Here is a 24665-nt window from a genome sequence, read left to right as displayed (position 1 = left end):
TCTGTCTGAACTGAATGACTCGCCGGACACGGCACGCACTCGTGCGCGCGGTCCCGGCGACGGGATCCAGAGGGATGAGCCTGTGGGATCGGACGGCTACAGTCCGAACCTCTGTCCCCGTCCCGCCGGAGCGGGACTCTGTCCTCGGCGCAGCCGCACGCGAGGACCAGGACGTAGGCCCGTCAACGATAGCAGCATCGAGAGGCCCGGAGAAGCACCGGGCGTCACTCGCCGCGGGTGATCTTGCGGAGTCGCTCGAGCCGGGGCCCGACCTCACGCTCGTACCCGTTGCCGGTCGGCGTGTAGTACTCCGTGCCCTCGAGGGCGTCGGGCAGGTACTGCTGCCGGGCGACCCCGTGCTCGGCGTCGTGCGAGTAGACGTAGCCCTTGCCGTGCCCGAGCCGCTTCGCGCCGGGGTAGTGCGCGTCGCGCAGGTGCGCCGGGACGACGCCCATCCGCCCGGCCCTGACGTCCGCCACCGCCGCGTTCACGCCGTTGTAGGACGCGTTCGACTTCGGGGCCGTCGCCAGGTAGACCACGGCCTCGGCCAGCGGGATGCGCCCCTCGGGCATCCCGATGAGCTGCACCGCCTGCGCGGCCGCGACGGCGATCGGCAGGGCCTGCGGGTCCGCCATGCCGATGTCCTCGGACGCCGAGATGATGATGCGCCGTGCGATGAACCGCGGGTCCTCGCCGGCCTCGATCATCCGTGCGAGGTAGTGCAGCGCGGCGTCGACGTCGCTCCCCCGGACCGACTTGATGAAGGCGCTGATGACGTCGTAGTGCTCGTCGCCCTGTCGGTCGTACCGCAGCAGGGCACGGTCCACCGCGGCGGCCACCGTGTCGGCGTCGACCAGCGGCACCGTCTCGACGTCGTCGAGGGCGACGTCGAGGGCGAGGTCGTCGCGCGGTTCGTCCTCGTCGTCGTCCGCATCGCCGGTCCGCGCCGCGATCGCGGAGGACGCGGCGGCCTCGAGCGCGGTGAGGGCCCGACGCGCGTCGCCGGAGGACAGCCGGACGATCGCCGAACGAGCGTCGTCCCCGAGGACGACCGAGCCGCCCAGGCCCCTCGGGTCCTCGACCGCCCGGTCCACGAGCATGCCGAGGTCCTCGTCCGTGAGCGGCTTGAGGGTGAGCAACAGGGAACGGGAGAGCAGCGGGGAGATCACGGAGAACGAGGGGTTCTCGGTCGTCGCGGCGATGAGGATGACCCACCCGTTCTCGACACCGGGCAGCAGCGCGTCCTGCTGGGCCTTGCTGAAGCGGTGGATCTCGTCGAGGAACAGCACGGTGGTCGAGCCGTACAGGTCGCGGTGCGTGAGGGCCTTCTCCATGACCTCGCGCACGTCCTTCACGCCGGCCGTCACGGCCGAGAGCTCCACGAACTCGCGACCGGACTGCCGCGCGATCGCCTGTGCCAGGGTCGTCTTGCCGGTGCCGGGCGGACCCCAGAGGATCACCGACACCCCGCCGGGGTTCTCACGCGTCCCGGTGGCGAGCTGCACCAGCGGACTGCCCCGCCCGAGCAGGTGCTGCTGCCCCGCGACCTCGTCCAGGCTCGTCGGACGCATCCGCACCGCCAGCGGGACGGACCCCTGAGCCAACCCGGCGCGACCACCCGTCGTGGGCGCGCGCATGCCCGATCGATCCGCTGCCATGCTCCGATGGTAGGCCGGACCGCCGACGTGCTGCGTGCCTCCAGGTCGGGCGTCCCCCGCGGTCCGCTACGCTCGTCGGCACAGTCGACGAGAGGTCCGATCAGCACCGTGGCACCGAAGAACCAGGCGCGCGACAACCGCGAGGCGCGTGAGCGGCTCCGTCTGTACCAGGCCCGACAGGGCCTGCACGACCGGCAGCGACGCCGGAGGGTGCGGGACAACGTCGTCGGCGCGGGTGTGCTCGTGCTCGTGGCGGCGCTCGCCACCGGGTCGCAGCTCGCCTTCGCGGGATCGCGGGCCGGCGATGCACCGGACGCGAGCGCGAGTGCCACGTCCACCCCGACCCCGTCGGCGAGTGCGACGGCCGGCAACACCGGGAAGGTGCCGAGCAAGGGCATCGCGGACGGGGCGACCTGGACCGGCACGCTGACGCTGAACAAGGACGTCGAGCTCGGCATCGAGCTCGACGGCGCGGCCGCTCCGCAGGCGGCGAGCGTGGAGATCGACCTCATCCGGAAGCAGTTCTACGAGGGCACCACCTGCCACCGGTTGGCCGACAGCGCCGACTTCCGGTTCCTGCAGTGCGGCTCGGCGAACGGCGACGGCACGGGTGACGCCGGGTTCCAGTACGGCCCGCTCGAGAACGTCCCGAGCGACGGCCGCTACGCCGAGGGCACGCTGGCGATCGCGCGCGGCGCGTCGCCGTACTCGCAGTCCACGCAGTTCTTCATCGTCTACGGCGACACGACGCTCGACGCGTCGACGGGCGGCTACACCGTGGTCGGCAAGGTCACGAGCGGGCTCGGCGACCTGGAGCGCGAGATCACCTCGAAGGGCATCGCGTCGGCGGGGTCCGACGGCACCGGCGAGCCGGAGGTCGCCACGACGATCACCGGCGCGACCATCCGGAAGGACGGCTGACCGGACCGGGTCGCCACGGACCCGGGTCCGCGGTCGTCCACAGCCCGCACGTCCCACTGGCCCCCGCGCCCCTCCGGTGCAATAGGCTGACGACCTGACCGTGCCGACGGGGACGTCGGTGATGCACGACCACGATCGAGGCGAGACCTGTGGGACCTGACGAAGCAACGACCTGGGGCCGGGTCGACGAGAACGGGACGGTGTACGTCCGGTACGACGACAGCGAGAAGGCTGTCGGCGAGTACCCGGACGCCACCCCGGACGAGGCCCTCGCGTACTTCGCGCGCAAGTACGCCGACCTCGAGGGGCAGGTGAAGATCGCCGAGCAGCGCGTCCAGCGTGGCGCCTCGGCGAACGACGTCGCCCGGACCGTCGAGCACCTGCGCACGCAGGTCGCCGAGGCCCGGGTCGTCGGCGACCTGAAGTCGCTCGAGAACCGTGTCGCGAGCCTGTCGGAGCAGGTGGGGTCGCTCACCAAGGAGCAGCAGGCACAGGCGCAGCAGGCGCTCACGGACGCGCTCGCGTACCGCGCGTCCCTGGTGGAGGAGGCCGAGTCGCTCGCCGCCGTCGACCCGGCCCGCGCGCAGTGGAAGCAGATCACCGCGCAGCTCGACGACGTGTTCGCCCGCTGGCAGCAGCACCAGCACGACGGTCCGCGCCTGCCGAAGAACGACGCGAACGACCTCTGGAAGCGCTTCCGTGCCGCCCGCTCGACGGTCGACCAGCACCGCCGTGCCTTCTACTCGGAGCTCGACGCGCAGCACCGCGACGCGCGGAACCGCAAGCAGGAGCTCGTGCAGCAGGCCGAGGCGCTCGCGACCCGCGGGACGGACGGCATCCCGGCCTACCGCGAGCTGCTCGACGACTGGAAGCGGGCCGGGCGCGCCGGCAAGCGCCACGACGACGCACTCTGGGCACGGTTCAAGGCAGCCGGCGACGTGCTGTTCGAGCAGCGCCACGCCGAGGCCGCCGTCGAGAACGAGGAGTTCAGCGCGAACCTCGTCGCGAAGCAGGCCCTGCTGACCGAGGCCGAGCCGCTGCTGCAGCAGACCGACCGCGTCGCCGCACGCCGGACCCTGACGGACATCCAGCGCCGGTGGGACGAGATCGGCAAGGTCCCCCGCGGCGACGTCCGCCGGATCGAGGACCGCCTGCGCACGGTCGAGGACCACGTCCGGAGCCTCGAGGACGAGCACTGGAAGGCCTCGGACCCGGAGCGCAAGGCGCGACAGTCCGGCCTCGCCAGTCAGCTCGAGGACGCCATCGGCAAGCTCCAGGCCGAGCTCGAGGCCGCACAGGCCTCCGGTGACGCCCGCAAGATCACGGCGGCGCAAGAGGCCCTCGACGCCCGCAAGATCTGGCTCGACGCCCTCGGGAGCTGATCAGCACCGCGCAGGACGCCCCGTGACCGTTGATCGGTCGCGGGGCGTCCTGCGTCGCTGCGAGCTGCGAGCTGCGAGCTGCGAGCTGCGAGCTGCGAGCTGCGAGCCGAGTCTCGGGCTGAGCGACGGTGCTCGTGCTCGGACGCGCGAGACGTGTCGCTCAGGCCGAGACTCGCCCTCGGTTGGCCGAGACTCGCCCCTGGCCGGCCGAGACCCGCGCGGGGCTGGCCGAGACTCGCGCAGGGCGGGCCCGGCCCGGCGTCAGACCGGCGCGGGCAGTCCGAGCAACAGCCGGATGTCGAGGTCGTCCTGCCGCATCTGGGCCGCGAGCTCGTCCATCGACGAGAACGCGACCATGCCGCGGACGAACGACACGAACAGCACCGAGATGGTGTCCCCGTACAGGTCGATGTCGACGTCGAGCAGGTGCGCCTCGATCTGCTTCGCCGGGACGCCCTCGAACGTCGGGTTGTTGCCGACGGACACCGCCGCCGGGTACACCGTGCCCTCGTGCAGCACGCGAGCCGCGTAGACGCCGTCGGCCGGGACGAAGCCCTCGCACGCAGGGTCGAGGTTCGCCGTCGGGTACCCCATGGCCCGACCACGCTGGTTCCCGTGCACCACCGTGCTCCGGACCGCGTGCTCGCGCCCGAGCAGACGGGCAGCCTCGGCCACACGTCCGTCACCGAGCAGCTCGCGGATCCAGGTGGACGAGACGCGTCGCTCGTCAGCGGGGCGCACGTCGTCGCGCAGGTCGACGTCGTCGATGAGCTCGACGCGGAAGCCGTGCTGCTCCCCCAGTCGACGCAGGAGCGCGACGTCGCCGGCACCGCGGGCGCCGAACCGGAAGTCGCTGCCGACGAACACGAGCTCGGCGTGCAGGGTGCCGACGAGGATCTCGGAGACGAACGCCTCGGGGGCCTGCGACTGCAGGTCCTGGTCGAAGCGCAGCAGGAGCATGGCGTCGACCCCGATGCCCTCGAGGAGCTCGCGTCGCTGCGGGGTGCTCGTCAGCGCCGGCGGAACCCGTTCGGGGTCGATGACGCTGAGCGGGTGGCGGTCGAAGGTCACCACGGTGGACACCAGCCCGCGCTCACGGGCGGCGCGTTCGAGGTGCGCGATCACCGCCCGGTGTCCGACGTGGACGCCGTCGAACTTGCCGATGGTGACCGCACTCGGTCCGAAGCCCTGCGCCACGTCGGCGACGTCGTCGTAGTACTGCACGTCGATCCCTACTCGCCGACCGTCGCCGACGCGGCAGCGGGTCCGGCGACGGCGGTGCGGTGGTGCTTGCGGAGCCACCAGAGCCCGGCGATCGGGAGCACGAGCGGTGCGAAGAGGTAGCCGAGGCCGTAGTACGACCACACGGTGTCGTCCGGGAAGAGCTGACGGTCGAGGAGCGACAGGGTGCCGACGACCAGCACGCCGGCCATCTCGAACCCGATGGTCACGCAGGCGACGCGGTACCAGGCACGGCCGGGGGCGATGAGCGCGATCATCGCCACGATGTAGACGACGGCGGCGACGGCGCTCAGCGTGTAGGCGAACGGTGCGAAGGAGAACTTCTCGATGATCTGGACGACGCTGCGCCCGGTCGCCGCGAGGGCGAGGATGCCGTACACGGCGATGAGGACGCGGCCGATGCCGGTCGCGAGGGAGGATCTGTTCGCCACGGCGACGAGTCTACCGACGACGGGTGACGCGCGCGGACGAGCGGGCACCGGCGACGACGGCGGGCTCAGTTCAGCGCGAACCAGATCTGGTACATGCGGTAGACCATCACCGCGACGGTGAACGCTCCGGCACCGAGCACGACCGTGCTCCACTTCGTCCGGTCGATCAGGGCCCACAGGATCGCTGCCGGCGGCACGAGCAGCACCGACACGGCGTACACCCCGAACTCGAGCGCGTTGCCCTGCGGCGGACTGCCGACGGCGGGGAGGACGAGCGAGACCACGCCCTGCGCCAGGAGCAGCAGCTCGATGAGGGCGAGGGAGCCGACGGTGTAGTCGTTGGGCTTCCAGCCGAGGAACCCGACGACCACGGCGAACAGCCCGGCGACCACGGCCACCGCCAGCTGCACCCACATGAACCACTCGATCACGCGCGCGCTCCGTCCGTCGTCGTCCCGACGGTCGCCGGGGCCGGGAAGTTGGTGATGACCCGCAACCGACCGCGCCGCACCGAGACGAGGCCGACCAGCCGGTCGTCGTCCTGCGCGACCGCAGCGACCGGCCCGTCGTGGTCGGGGTGCTCGACCGCGACCCGCTTGCCGTCCGTGAGGTCCTTCGCCGCGACCGCGTCGAGCGTGACGACGTCGAACAGTCGACGCGCGACGTCCGCCGGGCGTGCCAGGGCCGCCGCGACGTCGACCGATTCGTCCTCGAGGTCCACCGCGTCCGCGACGGCGAAGGGGCCGACGGCGGTGCGGCGGAGCGCCGTGAGGTGGGCGCCGGTGCCGAGGACCGCCCCGACGTCACGCGCGAGCGCCCGGACGTAGGTGCCCGAGGAGCATTCGACCACGACGTCGAGGTCCACGACGGGGACCGCTGCACCGTCGACGGTGACGGTGTGGTCGTCGCGGCCGGTGACCTCGAAGCGGGACACCGTGACGGTGCGGGAGCGCAGCACGACCTCCTCGCCCTTCCGGGCGAGGTCGTAGGCCCGTCGCCCGTCGACCTTGATCGCACTGACCGTCGAGGGCACCTGGTCGATCACCCCGCGCTGCGCGGCGACCGCACGCTCGATGGCGTCGTCGGACACGTCGGCGTCCGCGACCCCGACGGCTGACGTCGGCGTGCCGTCCGCGTCGTCCGAGTCCGTCCCGACGCCCAGTCGGATCGTCGCCGTGTAGGTCTTCCCGAGTCCGACCAGGTGCGTGAGGAGCCGGGTGGACGGTCCGGCGCCGAGCAGCAGCAGACCGGTCGCCATCGGGTCGAGGGTGCCCGCGTGGCCGATCTTCTTCAGGCCGAGGCGCCGACGTGCGATCGACACCACCCGGTGACTGGAGATGCCCTGCGGCTTGTCGACGAGGAGGATACCGTCAGGCGGGGTAGCGAGCACCGGACGAGGGTACCAGCGACGTGCGTCAGCCCGACCGGCCCGGTGTGGTCAGCAGGCGTCGTTCCACTCGCGACGGGGGTGGTCCGGGTCCGTCACGTCGAGCACGGCCGAGGCGGCGATCTTGACGTCCGCGCGACGCTCGAGGCGGCCGTCCTCCTGCTCCACCCACAGCGACCAGCGCCAGAGCCCCCGCGGACCCGGTGCGAGCAGTCCCTGCCCGTGCACGACGAGCACGCCCTCCCCCGCCCCGGTCGTGCGGAACGGCGTCACGACGTCGGCGCGGAGGACGTCGAGGTCGGCGGACGGCGCAGCGGCAGCCATCGCGGACACCCCCTGCTGCTGGAAGGCCCCGACGAGCGCCGCGGCGACCCGTTCGAGGTCGGTGCCGTCCTGCCCGTCGATGCCGACGACGGTCCGGTTCGTCCCGACCTGCGCGATCACCTCGCTCGCGATCGCGGCCATCGTGTCGGTCTCCTGCGGTGCCCAGCGTGCCATGCACCCACCGTAGGCTGTCGTGGTGAACGCGAGCGGAGCCTCCCGACCGGCTGTGGAGAACCCGACGGACCGGAGCCGTCCCGACATGGCGTCCCCGCTGATGGCCTGGTTCCGCACCGAGGCCCGCGACCTGCCGTGGCGGCGGCCGGGGTTCCCCGCCTGGGGCACGCTGGTCAGCGAGATCATGCTGCAGCAGACGCAGGTCGCGCGGGTCGTCCCCCGTCTGGAGGCGTGGCTCACCCGGTGGCCGACGCCTGCGGACCTCGCGGCGTCACCCCCCGGCGACGCGGTCCGCGCGTGGGACCGGCTCGGCTACCCGAGACGGGCGCTCGCACTGCACGCGGCGGCGACCGTGATCGCCGAGCAGCACGACAACGTGGTCCCGCGCGACGTCGACGCGCTCCTCGCCCTGCCCGGCATCGGTGACTACACCGCCCGCGCCGTGGCGGTGTTCGCGTACGGCGACCGGCACCCCGTGGTCGACGTGAACGTCCGCCGTGTGCTCGCGCGTGCGGTCCTCGGCGAGGGCGAGCCCGGACCGGCGAACGCGAAGCGGGACCTGCCGCTCATGGACTCGGTGCTCCCCGAGGACCGCGACACCGCAGCGGCCACGAACGCCGCGGTGATGGAGCTCGGCGCGCTCGTCTGCACCGCCCGTTCCCCCGCGTGCGACGCGTGCCCGATCGCCGACCGGTGTGCCTGGCGGGCTGCCGGGTACCCGGAGCACGACGGGCCACGGGCGCCGAAGCAGGCGCGCTTCGCCGGCAGCGACCGCCAGGTGCGCGGTCTGGTGATGGCCGAGCTGCGGGCCAGCGACGTGCCCGTCACGCGCGACGAGGTCGACCTGGTGTGGCCGGACGCCGAGCAGCGAGCCCGGGCGCTCGCGTCCCTGCTGCGCGACGGACTCGTGACCGGCGACGACGCGTCCGGGTACCGACTGCCCGACGCTTGACGGCCGTCGGGCCCGCCGTCTGACGCCCCCGCCTGCCCCGTGGCCGATCGGCCGCCCGTCGCACGACGACGGCCGCCGGACGGGGTGTCCGGCGGCCGTCGTGGTGCTGCGGCAGGTCAGGCGCGCTCGTCGCGCTCCTCGTCCTCGTCCTCGTCCTCGTCGTGCTTGTACGGGTCGGCATCACCGGCGTACTGTGCGCCGGCCGACGCGGCGCGCACCTGCGCGTCCCGCTGCTGCGCCTGGACGAGCAGGTCCTCCATGTGCGCCGACGTCTCGGGCAGGGCGTCCGCGATGAACTCCAGCGACGGGGTGAGCCGCGCCGTGATGTTCTTGCCGACCTCGCTGCGGAGCATCCCGGTCGCGGCCTTGAGCGCGGCGGCCGAGTCGGCACGCTCCTCGTCGGTGCCGTAGACCGTGTAGAACACCGACGCGTGCTGCAGGTCGCCCGTCACGCGGACGTCGGTGATCGTGACGAATCCGAGGCGCGGGTCGCGCAGCCCCCTGTCGAGCCGCCGTGCGACGACTTCCTTGATGCGGTCCGCCATCTTGCGAGCGCGCTGCGGATCGGCCATGGGTGCCTCCTGGGGCAGGGAATCTACTGGTGGAACGGGACGGACCCCGCCCCTCCCGAGGGAGGAGCGGGGTCCAGGATAGCCAGGCGTCAGTCGCGCGGCTTCTCGACGAGCTCGGTGGTCTCGATCTCGTCGCCGATCTGGATGTCGTTGTACTTGCCCAGACCGATACCGGCCTCGAAGTCCGTGCGGACCTCGGTGACGTCGTCCTTGAAGCGACGCAGCGACTCGATGGCCAGGCCGTCGGCGAGCACCACACCGTCACGGATGACGCGCGCCTTGGCGTTGCGCGTGATCGTGCCGGAGCGGACGATGACACCGGCGATGTTGCCGAACTTCGAGGAGCGGAACACCTCGCGGATCTCGGCGACACCCGACTGGACCTCTTCGTACTCGGGCTTGAGCATGCCCTTGAGGGACTGCTCGATGTCCTCGAGTGCGTTGTAGATGACCGAGTAGAAGCGCACGTCGATGCCTTCGCGCGCCGCACGCTCGCGGGCCTTGACGTCCGGGCGGACGTTGAAGCCGACGACGATCGCGTTGTCGATCGTGGCCAGGTCGATGTCCGACTCCGTGATCGCACCCACACCGCGGTGCAGGATGCGGAGCTGGACGCTGTCGTCGACCTCGATGTCCAGGAGCGACTGCTCGAGTGCCTCGACGGCACCGGAGACGTCACCCTTGATGATGAGGTTGAGCGAGTCGACCTTGCCCTCCTCGAGAGCACGGGTGAAGTCCTCGAGCGAGATGCGCTTGCGGGCCTTGGCCAGCTGGGCGTTGCGCTCGGCCGCTTCACGCTTCTCGGCGATCTGGCGGGCCGTGCGGTCCTCCTCCGTGACCAGGAAGGTGTCACCGGCGCGCGGCACCGACGACAGACCCTGCACCTGGACCGGACGGCTCGGCGTCGCGGCCTTGACCGCCACACCGTTCTCGTCCGTCATGGCACGGACGCGACCGTAGGCCGTGCCCGCCACGATGGCGTCGCCGACGTGCAGCGTGCCGGACTGGATGAGCACCGTCGCGACGGAACCGCGACCCTTGTCGAGGCGGGCCTCGATCGCGACACCGCGAGCGTCCTTGTCGGGGTTCGCACGCAGGTCGAGACCGGCGTCCGCCGTGAGCAGCACCGCGTCGAGCAGGTCCTGGATGCCGACGTTGTTGCGCGCCGACACGTCGACGAACATGACGTCGCCGCCGTACTCCTCGGCCACCAGGTTGTACTCGGTGAGCTGCTGCCGGACCTTCGCCGGGTTCGCGCCCTCCTTGTCGATCTTGTTCACCGCGACCACGATCGGCACGTTGGCCGACTGTGCGTGGTTCAGCGCCTCGATCGTCTGGGGCATGATGCCGTCGTCCGCCGCGACCACGAGGATCGCGATGTCCGTCACCTGCGCACCACGGGCACGCATGGCGGTGAAGGCCTCGTGACCCGGGGTGTCGATGAACGTGATCGGACGCTCGATGCCCTCGTGCTCGGTGACGATCTGGTACGCACCGATGTGCTGCGTGATGCCGCCGGCCTCGCCCTCGACCACCTTCGAGTTGCGGATGGCGTCGAGGAGTCGGGTCTTGCCGTGGTCGACGTGACCCATGACGGTGACGACCGGGGGACGCTGCTGCAGGACGGAGTCGTCCTCGTCGGCGTACTCGGCGTCGATGTCGATGTCGAAGCCCTCGAGGAGCTCGCGGTCCTCGTCCTCCGGCGACACGATCTGGATCTTGTAGCCGAGCTCCTCGCCGAGGACCTCGAACGTGGCCTCGTCCAGCGACTCGGTCGCCGTGGCCATCTCACCGAGGTGGAACAGCACGGTCACCAGGTTGCCGGGCATGGCGTCGATCTTGTCCGCGAAGTCCGAGATGCTCGCACCGCGACGGAGTCGCACGACCGTGTTGCCGTCGCCACGAGGGACCTGCACACCGCCGAGCGACGGCGCCTGCCGCATCTCGTACTCGGCGCGCTTCGTCCGCTTCGACTTGCGGGCACGGCTCTTGCCGCCACCGCGACCGAACGCACCGGCGGTCCCACCACCGGGGCCACGACCGCGGCCACCGCCACCGGCGGGACGCGGACCGCTGAACGCCGGGCGCGGGAAGCCGCCACCGGCACCACCGGCACCACCCGGACGACCACCGGGGCCGCCACGACCGCCGCCCTGGCCCGGGCGCTGCCCGAAGCCGGGGGCACGGTTCGCCTGACCGGGGCCACCCGGTCGCGGTGCGCCCGGGCGGGGCACGCCGGGACGCGGCGGGGCCGGACGCGGGATGCCGTTGCCGCCACCGGCACCGCCGGCGGGACGCTGACCCATGCCCTGGTTGGACGAGTACGGGTTGTTGCCGGGACGCGGCGGGCGCGAGCCCATGCCCTGGCTGGACGCGTAGGGGTTGTTGCCCGGGCGTGCGCCGGGCTTCGGACCGCCGGGCTTGGGGCCGGCTGCGGAGCCGGGCTTCGGCGCGCCGCCCGGCTTGACGGCGTCGCTCTTCGGAGCGCTCGCGTCGTCGCCGGACTGCTCACCCGACGCTGCCTGCTCGGCAGCGGCGGCCTTCTCGGCAGCCGCGGCCTTCTGTGCAGCCTCGGCCTCGGCCTGGCGCTGCGCGACCGACTTCGGCGCGGCGGGCGTCGGGGTGTCGGCGACGGGCGCCTCGACCTCGGGCTCGGCCTTCGGCGCGGGAGCCGGACGCGCCGGACCCGGACGGGGACCGCCGGGCTTCGGGGCGCCGGACCGCGGGGCAGCGGCCTTCGCGGGAGCGCTCGGGCTCGCCGAGGCCGCGGGCTTCGACGCCGTCGAGGCGCCGTCCGCCTGCAGCGCAGCACGGAGCTTGCGCGCGACGGGGGGTTCCACACTGGAGCTCGGGCCCTTGACGAACTCGCCGAGTTCCTTGAGCTTCTCCATTGCGGTCTTGCTGTCGACACCGAGTTCGGATGCGATCTCGTGTACGCGTGGTTTTGCCACTGTTCTCCTTCACGGGTCCCACCCCGCGAAGGGGGCAGGACTCACTGGATGACGGGTCTCACTTCGAGCCGCTCATCAGTTGTCCATAAGCCGTTCAGCCTGTTCTGTCGTGTCCCGGTGACGCGCCTGCTCTTCGGCGCTGAGCGCCTCGAGGTAGTCACGTACCGCTGACGTGTCCGGTTCACGGTCGAGCCGGAGCGCGCGGCGGTAGGCCCTGCGCTTGACGGCCTGATCGTGTGCTTCGACGGTCGGGGTGAGCCAGGCTCCCCGCCCCGGCATGACTGCCTTCGGGTCCGCCACGACGCGACCGTCGCTCAGGGCGACGACACGGAGGAGGGAGGACCGGGGAGCACGACGACGACTGCCGATGCATGTTCTGACGGGAACCACCATACTCCTTGCCTCCGACCACCGCGATCCGGCGCGCCCGGACGGGCCACGCCACCAGCGAAACGGTGCCGGGCGACGAGCGTCGCCCGACACGGTCGTGTCCTACTCGTCGCCGTCCAGTATGGAGTCCGGCTGGATGTCGATGCGCGCACCGGTCAGCTTCGCGGCGAGACGGGCGTTCTGCCCTTCCTTCCCGATCGCGAGCGACAGCTGGTAGTCCGGCACCAGGGCACGGACCGCCTTCGTCGACGCGTCGAGCACGAACGCGCTCGTGACCTTCGCGGGCGACAGTGCACTCGCGACGAACGAGGCCAGGTCGGACGAGTAGTCGACGATGTCGATCTTCTCCGCACCGAGCTCGGTCGTCACGGCGCGGACGCGCGCACCGAGCTCGCCGATGCAGGCGCCCTTCGCGTTGACGCCCGGCTCGTTCGCCTTCACCGCGAGCTTGGTGCGGTGCCCGGACTCACGCGCGATCGACGTGATCTCGACCACGCCCGACGCGATCTCCGGGACCTCGAGCGCGAAGAGCTTCCGGACCAGGCCCGGGTGGGTGCGCGAGACCGTGATCTGCGGGCCCTTGGCACCGCGGCCGACGCTCGTGACGTAGACGCGGATGCGGTTGCCGTGCTTGTACTCCTCACCCGGCACCTGCTCCTCGGGCGGCAGGATCGCCTCGACCGTGCCGAGGTCGACGTGCACCATCTTCGGGTTCGGACCCTGCTGGATCACGCCCGCGACGATGTCGCCCTCCTTGCCACGGAACTGGCCGAGGATCTTGTCGTCGCCGATGTCGCGCAGACGCTGGTTGATGACCTGCTTCGCGGCGAAGGCGGCGATGCGGCCGAAGTCGCTCGGCTGGTCGACGGCCTCGCCGACGACGGTGCCGTCCTCGTCGCGCTCCGGCACGTAGACGGAGACCTCGCCGGACTTGCGGTCGAGCTCGACACGGGTCTGGGCGTCGACGGGCTCGTCGTTCTCCGCGCGGTGCTTCTGGTACGCCGTCAGGATGGCGGATTCGATGATGCGGACGAGTTCGTCGAACGGGATCTCCCGCTCGCGCTCCATGAGTCGCAGGACTGCGAGGTCGATCTTCACCGAGGTGCCTCCGTGTTCAGCTGAGTCGCTCCTGCGGGTGGAACTGCGCAGAAGTCGGCTACAAGCGTACCCCAGAACCACGAGACGGACCGGAGGCGCGGTGCCGGTCGACACCGCGCCTCCGGTCCGTGGAGGGGTTGCGATCAGATCGCGCGGACCGCCTCGAGCAGCTCGGCCACCGGGACGTCCCGACGCTCGCCCGAGCGGCGGTCCCAGAGCTCGACCACACCGTCGGCGGCGTTCCGCCCGGCGACGACGACGACCGGGACACCGAGCAGCTCGGCGTCGCGGAGCTTCACGCCCGGGGACACCTTCGGACGGTCGTCGTACACGACCTCGTACCGCTCGCCCTCGAGGCTGTCGATGAGCGACGCAGCGAGGTCGTACGCGACCTGGTCCTTGCCCGTCGCCACGACGTGGACGTCGAACGGCGCGACCTCCTTCGGCCAGGCCAGGCCCTTCTCGTCGTTGTGCGCCTCGGCCAGGATCGCCATGATGCGCGTCACGCCGATGCCGTACGACCCCATGGTGACCGTCGCGAGCTTGCCGTTCTCGTCCTGCACCTTGAGGTCGAGCGCCTCGGCGTACTTGCGGCCGAGCTGGAAGACGTGACCGATCTCCATGCCGCGGGCGGTCTCGAGCGGGCCGGAGCCGTCCGGAGCGGGGTCGCCCGCACGGACGTCGGACACCTCGGCGACGCCGTCCGCGGCGAAGTCGCGACCCATCACGAGGCCGGAGACGTGGACGCCGCGCTCGTTCGCGCCGGTGATCCAGCTCGTCCCCTCGACCACGCGCGGGTCGACGAGGTAGCGGATGCCCGACGGGCTCGCGGAGCCGAGCACCTGCGGGCCGATGTAGCCCTTCACGAAGACGCCCGGGTGCTTCCGGAAGTCGTCGTCGCCGGCGGCCTCGACCTCGGCCGGTGCGAAGGCGACCTCGGCGCGCTTCAGGTCGACCTCGCGGTCACCGGGCAGTCCGACCACGACGACCTCGCGGGTGCCGTCGAGGTGGGTCAGCGCCAGCACGACGTTCTTCAGCGTGTCAGCAGCGGTCCACGGTGCGCCGTCACGCGGGGCGACCTCGTTCGCGTGGGCGACGAGCGTGTCGATCGTCGGCGTGTCGGCAGCGGGCAGGAGCACGGGCTCGGGCTGCCCCGCGATCGGCAGGGCGTCGGGGACGGGCGTGTTGTACGCCTCGACGTTCGCCGCGTAGCCGCCGGCGCTGCGGACGAAGGTGTCCTCGCCGACGCCGATCGGGTGCAGGAACTCCTCGGACTTCGAGCCGCCCATCGCGCCGGCATCGGCCGCGACGATGACGTACTCGAGGCCCAGGCGGGCGAAGATCTTCTCGTAGGCGTCGCGCATCACCTGGTAGCTGCGGTCGAGCCCCTCGTCGGTGAGGTCGAACGAGTACGCGTCCTTCATCGTGAACTCGCGGCCGCGCAGCAGACCGGCGCGCGGGCGGGCCTCGTCGCGGTACTTGTCCTGGATCTGGAACAGCGTGACGGGCAGGTCCTTGTACGAGCCGTACAGGTCCTTCACGAGGAGCGCGAACATCTCCTCGTGCGTCGGCGCGAGCAGGTAGTCGGAGCCCTTGCGGTCCTGCAGGCGGAACATGCCGTCGCCGTACTCGGTCCAGCGGTCCGTCGCCTCGTAGGGCTCGCGGGGCAGCAGCGCCGGCAGCAGGACCTCCTGCGCACCGGCGGCCACCATCTCCTCGCGGATGATGTCCTCGATCTTGCGCCGCACCCGCAGGCCGAGCGGGAGCCACGCGAAGATGCCCGGGGACTGACGACGGACGTACCCGGCGCGGACGAGCAGCTTGTGGCTCGTCACCTCGGCGTCGGAGGGGTCGTCGCGGAGCGTGCGGAGGAAGAGATGGGAGAGCCGTGTGACCACGGACGCAAGCCTAGCGGCGCGCGTCCGACGACGGCGGCTCAGGTCGTCGTGACGACCTGCGGGGTCCCGGTGGCGGCGTCCGGACCCATCTCGTCGGCGATGCGGTTCGCCTCCGCGATCAGCGTCTGCACGATCTCCCGCTCCGGGACGGTCTTGACGACCTGCCCCTTCACGAAGATCTGTCCCTTGCCGTTGCCGGAGGCCACGCCGAGGTCCGCCTCGCGCGCCTCGCCCGGGCCGTTCACGACGCAGCCCATCACGGCGACGCGCAGGGGCACGGTCATGCCCTCGAGGCCCTTCGTCACGTCGTTGGCCAGCTGGTAGACGTCGACCTGTGCACGGCCGCAGCTCGGGCAGGAGACGATCTCGAGCTTGCGCTCACGCAGGTTGAGCGACTGCAGGATCTGCAGGCCGACCTTGACCTCCTGTGCAGGGGGCGCGGACAGCGAGACGCGGATGGTGTCGCCGATGCCCTCGGCGAGCAGGATGCCGAACGCGGTGGCGCTCTTGATCGTGCCCTGGAACTCCGGCCCGGCCTCGGTGACACCGAGGTGCAGCGGCCAGTCCCCCGCGGCGGCGAGCTGACGGTACGCCTTCACCATGACGATCGGGTCGTTGTGCTTGACCGAGATCTTGAAGTCGTGGAAGTCGTGCTCCTCGAAGAGCGATGCCTCCCACACGGCGGACTCGACGAGCGCCTCGGGCGTGGCCTTGCCGTACTTCTGCAGCAGGCTCGGTTCGAGCGACCCGGCGTTGACACCGATGCGCAGCGACACCCCGGCATCCTTCGCGGCCCGGGCGATCGCACCGACCTGGTCGTCGAACTTCCGGATGTTGCCCGGGTTCACGCGGACGGCGGCGCACCCGGCGTCGATGGCCTGGAAGACGTACTTCGGCTGGAAGTGGATGTCGGCGATGACCGGGATCTGCGACTTCTTGGCGATGATCGGCAGTGCGTCGGCGTCGTCCTGGCTCGGGACGGCGACGCGGACGATGTCGCAGCCGGACGCCGTGAGCTCGGCGATCTGCTGCAGCGTCGCGTTGATGTTCGTCGTCGGCGTCGTCGTCATCGACTGCACGGAGACCGGGGCGTCACCGCCCACGAGGACCTTCCCCACCCGGATCTGCCGCGACTTCCGACGCGGGCTCAGGGTTTCGGGGACTTTCGGCAGACCGAGGTTCACTGCTGGCACGGGTGTGACTCTACGCGCTCCCGGTGACGTCACACCTGGTCGGTGACCAGGTCCGCCCCGCGGTCCACGACCGTGATGAGCGGCCCGTACAGCCGCATGAGCGCGAGGGCACGCTCGTGGTCCTCGTCGCTCGCGCCGGCGCACGCGTCGGCGACGACCGTGACGGTCGCTCCCGCGTCCGCCGCAGCCAGCGCGGTGGACACGACGCAGCAGTCGGTGGACACCCCGGTGAGCACGAGGTGCGGGTGCTCGCCGACGACGGCCCGGAGGCCCGCTCCCCACTTGCCGAACGTCGGCTCGGTGACGACGGGGTCGCCGTGGGCCGTCGCCGCAGCCGAGAAGGGGGCGGTCAGGTCGTACAGGGGGTCGGTGTCGGGCACGAGCGCGAACGACCACTCGCGGTAGTAGGGCACCCACGCGCCCTGCGGGCGCTCGGGCGCGACGAACCGGGTGAACACGGTGCGCCCGGCGAACCGCGGGAGCAGCCGTCGCGTCCCGGCAGCGGCGTCGTCGTACCGCGGTGTCGCCCACGGGCTGTCGCCGGCGAAGACCTCCTGCAGGTCGATCGCGACGAGCCAGGCGTCGGTCGGGACCGTGACGCTCATGCGTCGTGCTCCTGGCGGCGGATCGTCCCCCGCGCCGTGAGCAGCGTGCCGGCGAAGCCGACGACCAGGGCGACGAGGACCCCGAGGTTCGCGTACGCCCAGGCGCCCTCGCGGCCGCCGAGGCCGAACGGTCCCAGCAGGTACCCCTGCCAGTTGAGCCACGCGGGCACACCGTACGTGTTCGTGACGAGTCCCCAGCCGAGCACCGTCCCGAGCACGACGAGGGCGATCGCGGCCCAGCGCACGTCCCCGTAGCGACCGCGCACGTCGTCGAGCTCGCCGTCGGCGTAGGCCCGACGCCGCAACACCACGTCGGCGACGAACACCCCGGCCCACGCGGCGATCGGGACGCCGAGCGTGACGAGGAACGCCTGGAACGGCGAGATGAAGTCCTTCGCGAAGAAGACGACGTACACGGCACCGGCGACCATGAACACGCCGTCGACGCCCGCCGCGACCGGCCGCGGGATCCGCACGCCGGCGCTGAGCAGCGCCAGGCCCGACGAGTAGATGTCGAGCACGGCACCGCCGACGAGTCCGAGGATCGCCACGAGGGCGAACGGCACGAGGAACCAGACCGGCAGGATCGTCGTCAGCGCGCCGATCGGGTCCGCGCCGATCGCGGCGTTCAGGTCCTCCGACGAGCCGGCGAGCAGGACGCCGACGACGACGAGGACCGCGGGTGCCAGGGCGCCGCCGAACGTCGTCCACCAGACCACGCCGCCCGTCGAGGACGTCCGCGGGAGGTACCGCGAGTAGTCCGCCGCCGCGTTGACCCAGCCGAGGCCGAAGCCCGTCATCACGAGCACCAGCGCGCCGATGACGTTCTGCGCGCTGCCCGCCGGCAGGGCGCCGAGGGTGCCGAGGTCGATCGAGGGCACCGCGAGGACGACGTACACGACGGTGAGCACGGCGGTCACGACGGTGATGACGGTCTGCAGGCGCATGATCACGTCGAAGCCCGCGATCCCGGCCCCGACCACCAGGGCCGCCACGACGACGAGGGCGACGAGCTTCGTCACCACACCGTCGTCCCAGCCGAGCTCGCGGAACACCGTCGAGGTGGCGAGCACCGCGAGCGACGCCAGTGCGGTCTCCCACCCGACCGTCAGGACCCAGCTGAGGAACGACGGCAGCCGGTTCCCGCGCACGCCGAAGGCCGCGCGGCTCAGCACCATCGTCGGAGCCGACCCCCGCTTGCCCGCGATCGCCACGATGCCGCACAGCAGGAACGAGAAGGCCACCCCGACGACGGACACGATCGTGGCCTGCGCCAGGGAGATGCCGAAGCCGAGGACGAACGAACCGTAGCTCAGCCCGAGCACCGACACGTTGGCGGCGAACCACGGCCAGAACAGCCCGCGCGGGCGCCCCTTCCGGTCGGACTCGGCGATGACGTCGATGCCCTGGCGCTCGACGGCGCGGACCTCTGGCGCGGTGCTCATGCGCCGAGCGTAGTGGGCAGCGCGACCCGCGTGCGCGAGTGGCCGCGCTACCCGAACAGGTTCACGGGACGGACGATGTCGGCGTAGATGAGCAGCGCGCTCATCCCGGCCAGCAGCACCACGACGACCATCGTCAGCGGCATCGACTTCGCCAGGTCGATCGCGCCCGGGTCCGGCTTGCCGACGAGCAGGTACGCACGGCGCTTCACGGCCTCCCACAGCGCACCGGCGATGTGCCCGCCGTCGAGCGGCAGGAGCGGCACCATGTTCAGCACGAACAGGCCGATGTTGAGCGAGGCGAGCAGCCCGAGGATCGTGTACGCCTTGTCGACCACCGGCACGCCGCTCATCGACGAGACCTCGCCGATCGCCCGACCGACGCCGACGACCGACACCGGGCTGTCCTGCGACCGCTCCTGCGCGCCGAAGGCCGCGTTCCAGACGGCGACCAGACGCTGCGGGAGGTCGATGATGAGGTGCGCCGACGCGGCGATCTGCGCCCCGGTCGCGGGCAGCACCGCCGCCGGCGACTGCCGGACCAGCGACTGCCCGATGCTGACACCGACCACGCCCACGCGCTGGGTCTTCGTCGAGCCGTCCGCGTTCTTCGCGACCGTGCCCTGCTCGGTGACGACGTCGCGGGTCGCGAGCTGCGGCGTGACCTCGAGCGTCCGCCGCTGGCCGTTACGCTCCACGACGACGCTGACGCTCTCCCCTGCCGACCGCTGGAACACACGGGACACCTCGGCGATCGTCGGGTCCTGCTGCCCGTCCACCGCGAGCACGACGTCGCCGTCGCGGATGCCCGCCTGCTTCGCGGGCGATTCGGCATCCCCGGCGGTGCAGGTCGTCGCGCTGCTCGTCGGCAGCACGCAGTCGACGCTCGACGTGAAGGTGGTGGTCGGCGCGCCGAACCCGCACAGCAGCACGCCGAACAGCACGATGCCGATCACCAGGTTCATGGCGGGCCCCGCGACCATGACGATGATCCGCTTCCACGGCGTCAGCCGGTAGAACGCGCGGGAGTCGTCGCCGCCGGAGTCGGCGATCTGCTCCGCGCTGGCCTGGCGGGCGTCCTGCACGAACGCGCCGTACATGCCGGTGTTCGTGATCGCGTTCGGCCGGCCCGATGCACGCGGCTTGAGCATGCCGACCATGGAGATGTACCCGCCGAGCAGGATCGGTCGGATGCCGTACTCGGTCTCCCCCCGTCGGAAGGACCAGATCGCCTTGCCGAAGCCGAGGGAGTACTGCGTGACCTTCACCCCGAAGAGCTTCGCGAACGACAGGTGTCCGAGTTCGTGGAGTCCGATCGAGACCAGCAGGCCGACGATGAAGACGACCACGCCGAGGACGAAGAGGAGCACGGATTCGACGGTCACCGTCAGAGGGTACGGGACCCTTCCCATGACGGAGCCGAACGCGCCCTGAGAGGTCTGCCGTGCCTCCCGGCCGGCCTGGAGGCACGGATCACCGTGGGCGCACCCGTCGCGCGACCGCGCGGCGGGCTCGCGACGCCCGGGTGCGTCAGCGGGCCAGCAGGCGGTCCGCCGTCACGCGCGCCCAGCGCTCCGCCGCCAGGACGCCGTCGAGGGAGGACTCCCCCGCGGTGTGCTCGTCGACGACGCGACGGACGGTGTCGACGATGTCGAGGAAGCCGATCGCACCCGCGTGGAACGCGGCGACCGCCTGCTCGTTCGCCGCGTTGAAGACCGCCGGGAAGGTCCCACCCAGCACGCCCACGTGCTTGGCCAGGTCGACGGCGCCGAACGCCTCGGCGTCGAGCGGTTCGAACGTCCAGGTGCTCGCGGTCGTCCAGTCCAGCGGGACCCCGACGCCGGGCACCCGGTCCGGCCAGGCGAGGCCGAGCGCGATGGGCAGCCGCATGTCCGGCGGTGAGGCCTGGGCGATCGTCGACCCGTCGACGAACTCGACCATCGAGTGCACGATCGACTGGGCGTGCACGGTGACGTCGATGCGGTCGTAGGGCACGCCGAACAGCAGGTGCGCCTCGATGACCTCGAGCCCCTTGTTCACCAGCGTGGCGGAGTTCGTCGTCACCACCAGGCCCATGTCCCACGTCGGATGCGCGAGGGCCTCGGCCGGGGTGACGTCGCGCAGGCTCTCCCGTGAGCGTCCGCGGAACGGTCCGCCGCTGGCCGTGAGCACCAGGCGGCGGACCTCCGCGTCGGAACCGGAGCGCAGCGCCTGCGCGATCGCGGAGTGCTCGCTGTCGACGGGCACGATCTGCCCGGGACGGGCGGCGGCCTGCACGAGCGCACCGCCGACGATCAGGCTCTCCTTGTTCGCCAGGGCGAGCGTCGCACCGGACTCCAGCGCGGCGAGCGTCGGACCCAGGCCGACGGAACCCGTGATGCCGTTGAGCACGACGTCCGCCTCGACGCTCCGGACGAGGCGTTCGGCGTCGGCCGCGCCGAAGGCGGTGTCACGGACGTGGAACCGCTCGGCCTGTTCGGCGACGAGGGCACGGTTCGTGCCGGCGGTCAGGCCGACGACCTCGAAGCGGTCGGGGTTCCGGGCGACGACGTCGAGGGCCTGGGTGCCGATCGAGCCCGTGCTGCCGAGGACGACGATGCGACGCCTGGTCGGCACGGGTCAGCCCTTGGCGAGGACGTCGACGACGAAGACGAGGGAAGCGTCCTTCGGGATGCCCGAGCCCTCGGGCGGGTTCGAGCCGTAGGCGTCCTCGGGCGTGGTCACGATGAGGACCTGGGACCCGACCTTCTGCCCGACGAGCCCGGTGACGAAGCCCTTGATGAGCGAGCCCTCGGAGACGGTGAAGGTGGTCGGAGCACCCTTCGACCACGAGGAGTCGAACTCCTTGCCGTCCGCCAGGGTCACGCCCTTGTACTGCACGAGCGCGGTGTCACCGTTCTCGATCGTCGCGCCGTCGCCCTGCTTGAGGACCTCGACCTCGGTCTTCGACGGGGCCGTCGCACCGGACGGGATCGTGATCTCCGGCTCGCCGCTCGCCTTGTCCTCGACCGTGGGCAGCGACGGGTCCTGCGTCTGCGGCGTGCCCGTCGCCTTCGTCGGGGTCTGCGCGACGACGTCCGCCACGACGACGATCTCGCCGCCGGTGTTGAAGCCGAGCGCCGACGACTCACCGACCACCGCGACGCGGTCCCCGACCTTCGTGCAGGCGAGCAGCGCGCCGAAGCCGGTCCCGCCGACGGAGAGCACCTGCGGGTTCCCCTGGTCGAACCCGACCGCGCCGAGCTTCGAGGCGTCCGAGGCCTTGTAGACGGCGTACGACACCTGGGCGAACTCGCCGCTCTTGAGCGCCTTGCCCGAGCCCTGCACCACCGTGGTGGCCTGCGGGGTCTCCGCGCTGAGGCCCTTGTCGAAGGTGACCTTCGGCGCCTCCGACCCGGCGACCGCGCCGGTGACCGCGATGCGCTTCGACGCCGAGCCCGACTCCGGGCACGACGAGATGGGCGTCGCCGTGGCGCTGGCGGACGCGCTGGGCGAGGCCGAGGCGTCACCCGAGCCGTTCCCGGAGCAGGCGGCGAGTCCGAGCACGACGGCTGGGACGATGGCGATCGGGAGCAGGCGGAGACGCTTCACGAGGCCCTATCCTGCCGCACGCACCTTGGTGGCGGGCGTGTGGTGGACGGGGAACGCCACCGAGCGCGCGATGAAGCACAGGCGGTTCGCCTCGGCGTGGGCTGCCTCGGCGTCCGCGACGCGGTCGGCCTCGAGCACGGTGACGACGGGGCGCAGGGTCACCTCGGTGACCTCGCCGGTGCCGTCGCGGTGCACGTCGAGCGAGGCCGTCGCCGTGTCCTCGTAGCCGACCACGGTGAAGCCCCGCTGCACGGCGACGTACAGGTAGCTCATCATGTGGCACTGGGCGAGGGCGCCGAGCAGCATCTCCTCGGGGTTCCACCGGTCGCGGTCGCCGCGGAACGCGGGGTCCGCCGAGCCGGCGATGGCGTGCTTGCCCGGCGCCGTGACGTCGTGGTCGCGGCCGTAGTCGCGGTAACCGCTCGTCCCGGTGCCGCGGTCACCCGTCCAGCGGACGGAGACCTCGTACGTGTGGTCGGTCACGGTGCGCTCCTTCGGGCGTGCTGCTGGGTGCTGGACGTGGCGCCTGCCGGCCCCTCGCTACGATGACGGCATGACGGTGAGCCACGACGTCCGCACAGACCGCCATCCTCTCACCGCCGAGGGCTCCGTCGAGCTCGCGGTGCTGGACCGGAACGGCTTCGACGAGAGCCGGCACGTCGGTGCCGGCGTCGTCGTCGCGGCCGACGGGACCGTGCTCGACGCCGTCGGCGACGTGACGGCGAGCGTGTACCCCCGCTCCACGATGAAGCCCTTCCAGGCCCTCGCCGTCCGTCGCGCCGGCGCGGTCTTCAGCGACGACGAGCTCGTGCTCACGACGGCGAGTCACGCCGGCACCGCTGCGCACCAGGCCCTCGCGCTGCACATGCTCGAGTCCTTCGACCACGTCGAGTCCGACCTGGGCTGCCCGCCCGACCTGCCGTTCGACCGGGCCACCGCCCGCACCATGGACGGCCCGCGGCGCCTGGCGATGAACTGCTCGGGCAAGCACGCCGGGATGCTCGCCGCGTGCCGGGTGAACGGCTGGGACGAGGCGACCTACCTCGACGTGGCGCACCCGCTGCAGCAGCGGGTCCGGGAGACCGTGGAGGCGTACACCGGCGAGACCGTCGACGTCGTCGGCACGGACGGCTGCGGCGCGCCCGTGTTCCCGCTCACCCTGCAGGGGCTCGCCCGTGGGTTCGCGGGTGTCGTCGCCCGTTCGGACTCGGACACCGCGGCACTCGTGGACGCCGTGCTCGACCACCCGTGGGCGATCGACGGTGTGGGTCGGGCGAACACGGTGACGATCGAACGACTCCGGGTGCTCGCGAAGTTCGGTGCCGAGGGCGTGATGGTGATGGGGCTCCCCGGTGGAGCGGCGGTCGCGGTCAAGACGCTCGACGGGTCGCAGCGTGCCGGGACGCTCGCGGCGCTCACGCTGCTCGAGCGGAACGGCATGGTGGACGCCGCGGGCGTCGCCGACGTGCTGGCCGCCACCGGCGAGCAGGTGCTCGGTGGCGGCGTGCCGGTCGGTGCCGTGCGCGCGGGGGCCGGACTGCGCTGACCGCCGGCTGCCCGACACGGCACGGTCACCCTGCGACGAGCTCGTCGACGGGATCCCCGGCCAGCAGCGGGAGCACGGGCTCGAAGGACGGCGCCACGCCGTCCCCGTCGCCGTCGCCGTCGTTCCACAGCCGGCACCCGTGCCGCGTGACCTCGATGACGCGGTCCCGTCGACGCGGGAGCAGGTGGACGCCGGGGACGAGCACCACGGTCGCCTGCACCCTGCCGAGACCGTCGTGGCGCACGGCGACCGCGGTCCCCGTCGGTGTCGGACGCACGCCGGGCGGCGCTCCGGACTGCGGACCCGCATCGGAGACGATCCGCACGCCGGCGTCCGCGCTCCCCGCCGCACCGGCTGTCCCGTCGATGGCGGACGCGGCGAGCTGGGCGCCGAGCGCATCGAACACCGCCCGCGCGAACGCCCCGGTGCCGACGACGACGACGTGGGACGGCGACCCGGGGTCGGCGCGGATCCGCTCGGCTCGACCGTCGGGTCCTCGTCCGAGCACCAGCCCCTCGACGACGGCGCCGCCGACGCCGACGCCGGAAGCGTGCGGGTCCGGGGTCCACGACGACGCCCCGACGGCGTCGCTCAGCGCGTCGTCTCCGCACACTGCTGGTGCGGCGACTGCTGGTCCGGCGACTGCTGGTCCGGAGACTGCTGGTCCGGCGACTGCTGGTCCGGAGACGGCATCCGTCGGCATGGTCACGACGACCGCGGGCGGAGGATCGGCACCGGTGCCCCGGACCGTCAGGGCGTCGAGCACCGCGCAACTCGCTGCGGCGACGAGCAGCACCGTCCTGGCGACCACCGGGAGGTCGCCGACGACCCCGACGAGCAGCAGCACCACGGCCGGACCGACCAGGCAGCAGCGGGCGACGAGCGGGGACACGGACCGAGACTGACAG

General features: G+C 71.9%; 23 protein-coding genes. 4 read left to right on the top strand and 19 right to left on the bottom strand.

Annotation, left to right across the window (positions count from 1 at the left end):
- Positions 1 to 224 precede the first annotated feature (224 nt).
- On the bottom strand, positions 225 to 1637 hold the full coding sequence (locus tag ACIP6W_RS08455) for a replication-associated recombination protein A (RefSeq protein ID WP_400429656.1): 1413 nt from the start codon (positions 1635 to 1637) through the stop codon (positions 225 to 227).
- Positions 1638 to 1766: 129 nt separating this feature from the next.
- On the opposite strand from ACIP6W_RS08455, the gene ACIP6W_RS08450 reads away from it, so the two are divergent.
- Positions 1767 to 2579 carry a peptidylprolyl isomerase gene (locus ACIP6W_RS08450; RefSeq protein WP_209682435.1) on the top strand — a complete coding sequence of 271 codons (813 nt, stop codon included), beginning with the start codon at positions 1767 to 1769 and terminating at the stop codon, positions 2577 to 2579.
- A gap of 149 nt (positions 2580 to 2728) precedes the next feature.
- The gene (locus tag ACIP6W_RS08445) at positions 2729 to 3961 is read left to right on the top strand and encodes a DUF349 domain-containing protein (protein ID WP_400429038.1); all 1233 of its coding nucleotides are present in this window, start codon (positions 2729 to 2731) and stop codon (positions 3959 to 3961) included.
- Positions 3962 to 4222: 261 nt separating this feature from the next.
- Here ACIP6W_RS08445 and ACIP6W_RS08440 read toward each other — a convergent pair whose 3' ends face one another.
- The 5 genes from ACIP6W_RS08440 to ACIP6W_RS08420 all read right to left on the bottom strand — a co-directional run bounded on the left by ACIP6W_RS08440 (position 4223) and on the right by ACIP6W_RS08420 (position 7519).
- A complete protein-coding gene (locus tag ACIP6W_RS08440) occupies positions 4223 to 5185 on the bottom strand; it encodes a bifunctional riboflavin kinase/FAD synthetase (protein WP_209682432.1) in 963 nt (320 codons plus the stop codon).
- Between the two features lie 8 nt (positions 5186 to 5193).
- Positions 5194 to 5634, bottom strand: coding sequence for a hypothetical protein (locus ACIP6W_RS08435; RefSeq protein ID WP_066654565.1), 441 nt, complete (start codon positions 5632 to 5634; stop codon positions 5194 to 5196).
- A gap of 65 nt (positions 5635 to 5699) precedes the next feature.
- Positions 5700 to 6065: a hypothetical protein gene (locus ACIP6W_RS08430; protein WP_209682430.1), complete on the bottom strand. Its 366-nt coding sequence runs from the start codon at positions 6063 to 6065 to the stop codon at positions 5700 to 5702.
- Positions 6062 to 7024 (bottom strand): tRNA pseudouridine(55) synthase TruB, encoded by a 963-nt coding sequence (gene truB, locus ACIP6W_RS08425; protein ID WP_251159758.1) that lies wholly within the window; start codon positions 7022 to 7024, stop codon positions 6062 to 6064. Before truB ends, ACIP6W_RS08430 begins: the two co-directional genes overlap by 4 nt.
- 48 nt (positions 7025 to 7072) lie before the next feature.
- A complete protein-coding gene (locus tag ACIP6W_RS08420) occupies positions 7073 to 7519 on the bottom strand; it encodes a hypothetical protein (protein WP_144411305.1) in 447 nt (148 codons plus the stop codon).
- An 85-nt stretch (positions 7520 to 7604) separates the two neighbouring features.
- Between ACIP6W_RS08420 and ACIP6W_RS08415 the strand changes: the two genes are divergently transcribed.
- Positions 7605 to 8471, top strand: coding sequence for an A/G-specific adenine glycosylase (locus tag ACIP6W_RS08415; protein ID WP_400429036.1), 867 nt, complete (start codon positions 7605 to 7607; stop codon positions 8469 to 8471).
- 116 nt (positions 8472 to 8587) lie between these two features.
- Here the strand turns inward: ACIP6W_RS08415 and rbfA are convergent, their stop codons facing one another.
- The 12 genes from rbfA to ACIP6W_RS08355 all read right to left on the bottom strand — a co-directional run bounded on the left by rbfA (position 8588) and on the right by ACIP6W_RS08355 (position 22694).
- On the bottom strand, positions 8588 to 9043 hold the full coding sequence (rbfA, locus tag ACIP6W_RS08410) for a 30S ribosome-binding factor RbfA (protein ID WP_251159757.1): 456 nt from the start codon (positions 9041 to 9043) through the stop codon (positions 8588 to 8590).
- Positions 9044 to 9132: 89 nt separating this feature from the next.
- Positions 9133 to 11994 (bottom strand): translation initiation factor IF-2, encoded by a 2862-nt coding sequence (infB, locus tag ACIP6W_RS08405; RefSeq protein ID WP_400429034.1) that lies wholly within the window; start codon positions 11992 to 11994, stop codon positions 9133 to 9135.
- 75 nt (positions 11995 to 12069) lie between these two features.
- Positions 12070 to 12387: a YlxR family protein gene (locus ACIP6W_RS08400; protein ID WP_082687788.1), complete on the bottom strand. Its 318-nt coding sequence runs from the start codon at positions 12385 to 12387 to the stop codon at positions 12070 to 12072.
- Positions 12388 to 12486: 99 nt separating this feature from the next.
- Entirely contained in the window at positions 12487 to 13482 is a 996-nt protein-coding gene (nusA, locus tag ACIP6W_RS08395) for a transcription termination factor NusA (protein WP_066654582.1), read from the bottom strand.
- 143 nt (positions 13483 to 13625) lie between these two features.
- Positions 13626 to 15380: a proline--tRNA ligase gene (locus tag ACIP6W_RS08390; RefSeq protein WP_400429032.1), complete on the bottom strand. Its 1755-nt coding sequence runs from the start codon at positions 15378 to 15380 to the stop codon at positions 13626 to 13628.
- A gap of 38 nt (positions 15381 to 15418) precedes the next feature.
- Entirely contained in the window at positions 15419 to 16552 is a 1134-nt protein-coding gene (gene ispG / locus ACIP6W_RS08385) for a flavodoxin-dependent (E)-4-hydroxy-3-methylbut-2-enyl-diphosphate synthase (RefSeq protein ID WP_126892096.1), read from the bottom strand.
- Between the two features lie 50 nt (positions 16553 to 16602).
- Positions 16603 to 17178, bottom strand: a complete 576-nt coding sequence (locus tag ACIP6W_RS08380) for a cysteine hydrolase family protein (protein WP_066654586.1) — start codon at positions 17176 to 17178, stop codon at positions 16603 to 16605.
- A complete protein-coding gene (locus ACIP6W_RS08375) occupies positions 17175 to 18623 on the bottom strand; it encodes a cytosine permease (protein WP_271825776.1) in 1449 nt (482 codons plus the stop codon). Before ACIP6W_RS08375 ends, ACIP6W_RS08380 begins: the two co-directional genes overlap by 4 nt.
- Before the next feature lie 47 nt (positions 18624 to 18670).
- Entirely contained in the window at positions 18671 to 20005 is a 1335-nt protein-coding gene (locus ACIP6W_RS08370) for a M50 family metallopeptidase (RefSeq protein WP_400429029.1), read from the bottom strand.
- A gap of 145 nt (positions 20006 to 20150) precedes the next feature.
- Positions 20151 to 21236 (bottom strand): 1-deoxy-D-xylulose-5-phosphate reductoisomerase, encoded by a 1086-nt coding sequence (dxr, locus tag ACIP6W_RS08365; protein ID WP_066654590.1) that lies wholly within the window; start codon positions 21234 to 21236, stop codon positions 20151 to 20153.
- Between the two features lie 3 nt (positions 21237 to 21239).
- On the bottom strand, positions 21240 to 22211 hold the full coding sequence (locus ACIP6W_RS08360; RefSeq protein ID WP_066654591.1) for an FKBP-type peptidyl-prolyl cis-trans isomerase: 972 nt from the start codon (positions 22209 to 22211) through the stop codon (positions 21240 to 21242).
- 6 nt (positions 22212 to 22217) lie between these two features.
- On the bottom strand, positions 22218 to 22694 hold the full coding sequence (locus ACIP6W_RS08355) for an OsmC family protein (RefSeq protein WP_209682411.1): 477 nt from the start codon (positions 22692 to 22694) through the stop codon (positions 22218 to 22220).
- A gap of 70 nt (positions 22695 to 22764) precedes the next feature.
- Between ACIP6W_RS08355 and ACIP6W_RS08350 the strand changes: the two genes are divergently transcribed.
- Positions 22765 to 23757, top strand: coding sequence for an asparaginase (locus ACIP6W_RS08350; RefSeq protein ID WP_209682408.1), 993 nt, complete (start codon positions 22765 to 22767; stop codon positions 23755 to 23757).
- Between the two features lie 25 nt (positions 23758 to 23782).
- On the opposite strand, the gene ACIP6W_RS08345 is transcribed toward ACIP6W_RS08350, so the two are convergent.
- Entirely contained in the window at positions 23783 to 24649 is an 867-nt protein-coding gene (locus ACIP6W_RS08345) for a hypothetical protein (protein ID WP_400429026.1), read from the bottom strand.
- Positions 24650 to 24665 lie beyond the last annotated feature (16 nt).

The sequence above is a fragment of the Curtobacterium sp. NPDC088465 genome (assembly GCF_044753165.1).
In the GTDB taxonomy this organism is placed as follows: domain Bacteria; phylum Actinomycetota; class Actinomycetes; order Actinomycetales; family Microbacteriaceae; genus Curtobacterium.
This window is presented reverse-complemented; position numbering and strand designations above follow the sequence as displayed.

What these genes read in the sequence shown, in the direction of transcription:
- ACIP6W_RS08375 (WP_271825776.1), bottom strand. Translation starts at nt 18,623, where the DNA reads ATGAGCACCGCGCCAGAGGTCCGCGCCGTCGAGCGCCAGGGCATCGAC.
- rbfA (WP_251159757.1), bottom strand. Translation starts at nt 9,043, where the DNA reads ATGGCCGATCCGCAGCGCGCTCGCAAGATGGCGGACCGCATCAAGGAA.
- ACIP6W_RS08420 (WP_144411305.1), bottom strand. Translation starts at nt 7,519, where the DNA reads ATGGCACGCTGGGCACCGCAGGAGACCGACACGATGGCCGCGATCGCG.
- ACIP6W_RS08455 (WP_400429656.1), bottom strand. Translation starts at nt 1,637, where the DNA reads ATGCGCGCGCCCACGACGGGTGGTCGCGCCGGGTTGGCTCAGGGGTCC.
- ACIP6W_RS08400 (WP_082687788.1), bottom strand. Translation starts at nt 12,387, where the DNA reads ATGGTGGTTCCCGTCAGAACATGCATCGGCAGTCGTCGTCGTGCTCCC.
- ACIP6W_RS08380 (WP_066654586.1), bottom strand. Translation starts at nt 17,178, where the DNA reads ATGAGCGTCACGGTCCCGACCGACGCCTGGCTCGTCGCGATCGACCTG.
- ACIP6W_RS08415 (WP_400429036.1), top strand. Translation starts at nt 7,605, where the DNA reads ATGGCGTCCCCGCTGATGGCCTGGTTCCGCACCGAGGCCCGCGACCTG.
- ACIP6W_RS08350 (WP_209682408.1), top strand. Translation starts at nt 22,765, where the DNA reads ATGACGGTGAGCCACGACGTCCGCACAGACCGCCATCCTCTCACCGCC.